The following is a 6,933-nucleotide window of genomic DNA, read 5'->3' as shown; positions in this document are numbered from 1 at the left end:
CTCCCGCACCACAAAAACTCCTTGATAGTGATTAGCCAGTGTTTGCAACGACAGTAGGTGCAGGAGGAAACGGTTCAGCCACTCCCCACCTAACCGACTTCACCGAACCGAGCAAACAAGTATTTATCTGGACACCCACACCGTATCAGTGTTCGTTATCAGATGGCCCCAAACTTGTTGGGAGAATGTGTTTAATCCCTTCTATCTTCATATAATGAAAAAAAGAAGGTATCCCGAGAACTACTGCTCCTGAGGTACTTCGAGAGGGTAGGATTTAGGTTTGAATGTTTCCTTGTCAAGATCGACGTCAACAACGTATATTGTTGAGTTATTCACGTTATCTAACGGTAGGAACGTGTAAAGTTCGAGGGTTGACGACATCATTGCAAATAAATCGGCGCTGTAAAATGAGAGTAGTCTCATATAGTTTCTCTCAGCCTCCTTCTCGAGGAATTCCTCTCTCATGTACGCCGTTCCAAATAGCTTAATTTCTTTGGGGGTTAATATTATCCCGCCCGTGTTTAGGGATGTTCTAACGACGTTCTTTAGCAGTGCAAGCCTCTCAACTATGCTTTTGTCATCGGTATCTCTCAGGAACAGGGAAATGTACATCCCTGCAAGGTAGGAGTCGGATGCTTCCTCAAACTTTTCCTTTGGTAGCTTGAGCCCTTCGAGGAGGAGGTCCTTAATTAAATCTCCATTGTGCATGAAGAATAGCTGGTAACCGTGGGGGCTTCCATAGGCGAAAGGTTGAGTGTTGAACAGGTTCACTCCACCTTGACTTGCCGCTCTTGAGTGGAGTAGTAGCACTCCGAATCCCTTGAGGTTAGTCATAAGTTGTGAAGATCTTTCGTCTTTGAATATTGGTTTTGGTGATTTATAGTACTCAATTTTGTCCTTGGTTATGAGAACGTACCCCCATCCGTCTCTGTGCTGGTTTCCCCTTCCTCTCCTCGCCTTGTATGGGTCGTTCTCTGAAGCTCTTATTAGGGCCTCGACCAAGGGTCTCATTCTATAGCCTTCTCCCGCGGCAAGCAGTATTCTGCACAATTCACTCACCAACAAGATAATATTTTGACGCCCGTATATACTTGTCGTATGCGGAAGGTACTTGAGGAAATCAGGAGGAAGCTCATGGGTTACAAAGGAATATATATGAGGAATGAGGAGGCGGTTAAACAGCATCTAATACTTCCACTACTTAGAGAGTTGGGCTGGAACGTTGAAGATCCATCTGAGGTTAGACCTGAGGAGAAGACGAGCGAGGGCAGGGCGGACTACGCTCTGATAAAGGATGGGAGAATTGTAGCGTTCCTTGAGGCCAAGAACCTAAGCGTTAACGTTTCAAAGGCCGTTCCTCAGTTGGCGAAGTACTGCTTCGACATGGGCGTTGAGGTTGGCATCGTTAGCAACGGGAGCAAGTGGCTGATAGTTAACGCGTTTGAACCAGGAACTGAGGTTTCTGAAAGGGTTGTTGGAACTATAGACCTAATGTCGGAGCCCTTAGAGAGGATTGAGGTCAAGTTCTCTGGTCTGTCTAAGAAATCCATCGAGGGGGCAATAGAGTTTTATAAGAGGATAGCTGATCTTGAGAACTCCGTTAAAGAATTATTAAAGTTTGGGCTTTCCGAAGCAATGCTTTCCGAGTATATAATCACCTTGCCTTTAAGGGGGCGTATAGTCAGCTTTGAAGATGTTAAGCCCTCCGACAGGATACTCGGCGTTTACATATTCGATGGAGGTTGGAGGTTCATTCCAGTTGAGGGTAGAGAACTGAAAGATGCCCTAGTTGCCGTTCTTAGGTACTTCCTCGATAAAAGCTCTGAGGAGGATAAGAGGGCTATTGAAATTGCTATTAGGAAAATTAGATCTTTTAGCATGAGGCATGAGAAAGTCGTTTCTCTTCTTAGGGGAATTGAGGAAGAGAAGGGCATAAAGATAAGGCTCGTTCTATAGCCAGGGAACCTCGCCTTTAATCTTCCACATCCCCAGGAGTTTTCTGCTTCCCCATGTTGCCTGCACTTCGAAGGCTATGATCATGTCCTCGTACACGTCGATTAAGTTAAAGCTGTTCCCAAAAGGATCCCTGTGGAGCTCCCAGCTTATGCTTCCGGCGTTTATTATTGGGGTCTTTTCGACTTTAACAGCGTGGGCATTGCCTCCATGTCCCGTTAGTGTTAACTCTGTCTCTTGGTCTGTTATTATCTTGAGCACGTTTCCTGCATCTTCAAGGTAGCCGAGTTCCCTTGCCCTTGGAACTGGGACTAGGTTGTGGTGCATAACTACAACCCTGAACTTCTCCTTGAAGTCCTCCAACAGGCCTTTGAGGATTTTCTGGCCCATTCTTCCAACGACTCCTATTTGGGTCTCGTACTGGGCCGAGAGCATTGGGATGAATACAAAGTCGCCCCTCTCAATTACCTCCGGTTCCCCAAAGTACTCCCTAAAGAGGTCGTAGCCTAGATAGGTTATGTCATTGTGGCCGGGGACTATAAGCTTCTCAGCCTTAATTTTCTCATAGAACTTCATTGCCATCTCGTAGAACCTCTCAATTCCCTTCTCAACAACGTCACCGCAGTGAATTACTATGTCTGGTTTGTATCTTTCATTTACCGCCTTGATGGCGTTTTCAAGGACTTTCCTTCTAAAGTACCTCCTGTCTGAGACGTTGCTTTCGGCAACTTGGACTATTCTCAAGAGTCTCTTTCCCTTTGGAATGAATATCTTGGGTTTTATTGGTCTATGCTCTTTTTTCCGCTCTTCTCCAGTGACTCTCCTTACCGTAACCTTAACGCCGTCCTTGGTTATCTTCACTATGTTGTAGCTGTTTACATCTCCTTTCCTCGTCTTCCTGCACGATGTGCATCCCGCATTATCCACCACAAGATCCTCAACTCGATACACGTTGGGAACGTGCTTGTGACCGCACATGTACAGGGTTACTTCATGGCTTAAGAGCAGATCAAGAACATCCCCTGCGTTGAAAAGAACGTTCCTCTCCCTTCCAGTGTCCGGGAGGGGAACGAGGTGGTGGTGGGCGGCAACTATCTTTATCTTCTTGTGGCTGTACTCCTCAAGCTTTGCCTTGAGCCACCTGTACTTGTACCCTCCTATCCTCCCGTCGCTTAAGTCGGGAATAGTTGAATCTACCCATATCACAACTCCATCTTTAAACTCGTAAACGCCGGACAAGGGGCCGATGTACCGTTCAAAGAGCTCATAACCAACGTTCCTAGCATCGTGGTTTCCTGGGACGACTATTAGGGGCTTCTCTATCTTCCTTATTAGGTAGCTTGCATGCTCGTACTCCTCCCTCAGCCCGTTGTTAGTTACATCGCCAGTGTGAATCACTAGGTCGAAGGGTCTCGTGTTTATCTCGTTCACTATCAAGTCGAAGGCGTAGGATTTGAACGCGACTTCATTCGTTATGTGGGTATCACTTATGTGGGCTATGAGCATTTCCCATCACTCCGTCGAGATGGCCGTTTCTAGCCTTCTTCTGCTTGCCTCTAAAAGATCGCTCAGGGTGAATATTCCTACTATCTTGCCCTCCTCTTCTATAAGGATGTGCTTTATCCTGTGTTCCGCCATTTTCCTTAGAACTTCTCCCAGTGGAGTGTTTGCATCGACCGTGATCAGCTCTTTGGTCATTATCTCCTTTACAGGGGTGGTATATGGTAGCCCAGGAACTATAACCCTCCTTAGCACGTCGCTCTTCGTGAAGAATCCTATGACGTTTCCGTTATCGTCTATGACAACTAAAGAGCCAACTTCAAACTCCATCATCATCTTTGATGCATCTTGAACCGTTGTATCTGGCTTAACGCCGAGAAGCTTTTTGGTCATGTACACTTTTACTGGTGCCCTCATGTCCATGTTATCACCTAATATAGATATAGGGTGGAAAGGGTTATATGTTTCCCGTTGTGATGATCTAGCGTGAAGCTTAAAAGCTCGGAGAGGAGGGCCATTGGCATCTTGGCTTCCTTCTCTGTAGCATTTCTCCTAGCTTGGAATAGGCAAGTCTTTGAATTTGGGGCCGTTATATTCCTTCTCGTATCTATAGCCCTCGCAAGGTATGCGGGATGGAAGATTCGGGGGGAAGGATCTGACAGCCTTCTCACGTTCTTGAGGTTGTTCATACCAAAGTTCTTAGTTGGAGATGTGCTAACACTCTATGGCATATCCCTCTTTGTCTTGTTCGCTATGACCCTCACCGCATGGCTTCCAGACGGTTTAGAGGAGGGGGATCTAATATTCACAATATCCACCTTAGCCTATACTCTTGGCTTGGTGTTCCTGAGTGCCTGGGTATTTGGAGTTCCCAGGAAGAGCACTCCCCTCCCCGCAAGGGCCAAGTATCTTGTTGCTTCCCTAAGCATTCCAAACTGGAGTGATGATAACGTGTTTAAAAGGGCTAAATGCCAGGATTTCCTCCGAGGAACAGTTTATGAGGGAGATAAGCCACTAAACATAATCCCTCTCTATGCAGCCTTAGCCTATCACAGAGACAGGCTCGAGAAGGTTTTCCTTTTAGTCTCCAATAAAGTTGCTGGTGAAATTGAACGAAGGAGGTACCTAGAGAGGTTTTTCTCAGTAGCTTCAAAATGCCTTGGCTTAAAGTTCGTCGTAAACTTTGGGGAGCTGTCCCCTGGGAGAGGAGAGTGTATTGTTGGGGAAGGTAGGGAGGTTCACGTTCACTTCATAAGGATCGGTAGTGGTCAGGATATAAAGGAAGTTAAGAACTCGATATCTGCTGAGCTTTCAGACCTTCTTGGGAAAGAGGGAAGTGATGTTGTGTTTGATATTACAAGCGGAACTGCGGTAATAAGTGTCGCAATGATACTTGAAGCTATAAAGGGCGATGCAAGAGCCGAATATCTACTTCAAAACTGTGAGAAAGAGTACAAAAGCGAGTGCATAGAGTTAATAGAGCTGACTTTATTCGACTTTGAAGATTTGGTTAGGGAGTTTAGGGAATACTTCGAGAGGCTATATGAGGGCTCTTAGAGTCGGATAGAAGTACGCAAGCGTGAGGGAGAGGAGAGCGGTTCCTAAAGCCCCGTTAATGATATCATATGGTGGTAGTTCTCCATAGTCTCTCTTTACTAAGATAATGTAGAGCGTGAAGAGAAGTGCCTCCAGTATTCCTGCATTCTTAAGGACATCTGGAGATACAAGTTCTTGGAAGTACGGGAAGAGCTGAGCTAGTCCCCAGATCGCAAGGCCCAGGGAAGCCCATCTAAGGATGTACGGATTAACGGTGCTGTAGCCATGATAATGAAGTTCTCCGCTGAGGAATATAAGTTCAATGAAGCTGAGGATTGCAAAAACGGCAATTAGGGTTATTACTAGCTTGTTCTCAGAGAGGATGTTGTGCAGGTACTTGTACGCCATGCCTTCCCCTATAAGAACCAGGGTTAGGTAATGGACGAACTTCAACATGCCCTCTGGAGAGAGAACTATGCCGAAGAATATCGCCGCAAAGGCCAACAGCATGGCTCTGCCCCAGAAGTTTGGTGATCCAACGATGCCAGTCATCCACACGGGTAGCTCTTTGTAGTGAATTATGACTAAGTAAAATGGGAGGATAAATGCTGTATATAAAGCCGGTGCTACTGGATAGTAGATATTGTCTTCCTCCTTCTTTGCGTACAAAAGGTGTCCTAGGCTCTCTTGAAATGAATAAGGGATGAAACCCAGGGGTCCCAGCGTGAAGAAGTAGAAGGTTGTTAAGTCGATATCCCCTTCGGCCATTTTTTCTATGATCGCGTTTTCCGTGTATCCAATCATTAGACCAAAAACTCCCCAAATGAAAGCTGCTGCATCGGGATGCATATAGGAATTAAAGAAGGCAATGGGAATTCCGAGCAGGGTTAAATAGTAAGCCTCCCTCTCCCTTCCGAACAGCAGGAGAGTTGTGAAGATCCAGAAAACTATGAGAAATGGAATTGCATTGAAAAGCCCTCCTATGGTTCCGAATATGAATGCCAGCATAAGTCCAGTAAGCCTTGTGGAGAGAATCCCGAAAACGAAGTAGTCCCACCATGAAAAGGCTATGAAGAGGATTAGCATTATAACGACGAATGGGTCTTTTAAGTATCCTTCCAAGTGTATTTTCCCATCGCTAATCTTGAATATTATCTGAAAACCGACTATGGTCAGGAACCCCAGGACGAAGAATCCTAGAACTCTCCTCATCCCTTCCTAGCTTAGCTAAAGTAATTAAAAGATTTCTGATGATATTCAGCATAGGTGATACCATGACCAGAAAGCTGTACTATGAGGATGCATATTTAAAGGAAGCCAAGGCGAAAGTTTTGGAGATAAGGGACAACGCTCTGCTTTTAGATCAAACGATATTCTACCCAACGGGCGGCGGACAGCCCCACGACAGGGGCTGGATAAACGGCGTTGAAGTCTTAGATGTATACAAAGACGAAGAAGGAAACGTATGGCACGTGGTTAAGGAACCGGAGAAGTTCAAGGTTGGGGATGAAGTCGAGCTCAAGATAGACTGGGACTATAGATACAAACTTATGAGAATCCACTCGGCCCTCCATCTCCTTGAGCACGTTCTGAACGAAGTATTGGGATATGGGAAGTGGGAGCTCGTTGGTTCTGGAATGAGCGTCGAGAAGGGAAGGTACGATATTGCTTACCCAGATAACATTAACAAGTACAAGGAGAAGATAATCGAGCTCTTCAACAAGTACGTTGATGAAGGCGGTAAGATGAAGATATGGTGGGAGGGAGAAACAAGGTACACTCAGATAAGGGACTTTGAGGTAATTCCATGCGGCGGAACCCACGTAAAGGACATCAGGGAGATAGGGCACATAAAGAAGCTTAAGCGCTCCAGCATTGGGAGGGGCAAGCAGAGGATTGAAATATGGTTGGAGGACTAATGGTAAGCCTTTTATTCCCTTTTTG

The 6,933-nt window shown here is 45.8% G+C and carries 7 protein-coding genes; 3 read left to right on the top strand and 4 right to left on the bottom strand.

Annotated features, from left to right (window positions below):
• Positions 1-240 precede the first annotated feature (240 nt).
• Positions 241-1,059 carry a class II glutamine amidotransferase gene (locus P8X24_RS04005; protein WP_372914155.1) on the bottom strand — a complete coding sequence of 273 codons (819 nt, stop codon included), beginning with the start codon at positions 1,057-1,059 and terminating at the stop codon, positions 241-243.
• 39 nt (positions 1,060-1,098) lie between these two features.
• Between P8X24_RS04005 and P8X24_RS04000 the strand changes: the two genes are divergently transcribed.
• Positions 1,099-1,956 (top strand): type I restriction endonuclease, encoded by an 858-nt coding sequence (locus P8X24_RS04000; protein WP_372914154.1) that lies wholly within the window; start codon positions 1,099-1,101, stop codon positions 1,954-1,956.
• Here P8X24_RS04000 and P8X24_RS03995 read toward each other — a convergent pair.
• A complete protein-coding gene (locus P8X24_RS03995; RefSeq protein ID WP_372914153.1) occupies positions 1,951-3,459 on the bottom strand; it encodes a metallophosphoesterase family protein in 1,509 nt (502 codons plus the stop codon). The two genes, P8X24_RS04000 and P8X24_RS03995, sit on opposite strands and share 6 nt — an antisense overlap.
• Before the next feature lie 6 nt (positions 3,460-3,465).
• Complete coding sequence (locus P8X24_RS03990) at positions 3,466-3,876, bottom strand: CBS domain-containing protein (protein ID WP_372914152.1); 411 nt, start codon at positions 3,874-3,876, stop codon at positions 3,466-3,468.
• Positions 3,877-3,939: 63 nt separating this feature from the next.
• Between P8X24_RS03990 and P8X24_RS03985 the strand changes: the two genes are divergently transcribed.
• A complete protein-coding gene (locus P8X24_RS03985) occupies positions 3,940-5,010 on the top strand; it encodes a hypothetical protein (protein ID WP_372914151.1) in 1,071 nt (356 codons plus the stop codon).
• Here P8X24_RS03985 and P8X24_RS03980 read toward each other — a convergent pair.
• Complete coding sequence (locus tag P8X24_RS03980; RefSeq protein WP_372914150.1) at positions 4,993-6,201, bottom strand: hypothetical protein; 1,209 nt, start codon at positions 6,199-6,201, stop codon at positions 4,993-4,995. The two genes, P8X24_RS03985 and P8X24_RS03980, sit on opposite strands and share 18 nt — an antisense overlap.
• Positions 6,202-6,263: 62 nt before the next feature.
• Here P8X24_RS03980 and P8X24_RS03975 point away from each other — a divergent pair, with 62 nt between their 5' ends.
• Complete coding sequence (locus tag P8X24_RS03975; RefSeq protein WP_372914195.1) at positions 6,264-6,908, top strand: alanine--tRNA ligase-related protein; 645 nt, start codon at positions 6,264-6,266, stop codon at positions 6,906-6,908.
• Positions 6,909-6,933: the final 25 nt, after the last annotated feature.

It is taken from the genome of Pyrococcus kukulkanii (assembly GCF_041647995.1).
Classification (GTDB): Archaea; Methanobacteriota_B; Thermococci; order Thermococcales; family Thermococcaceae; genus Pyrococcus.
Note: the sequence above shows the minus strand (reverse complement) of the source record. Positions and strands in the feature narration are given on the sequence as shown.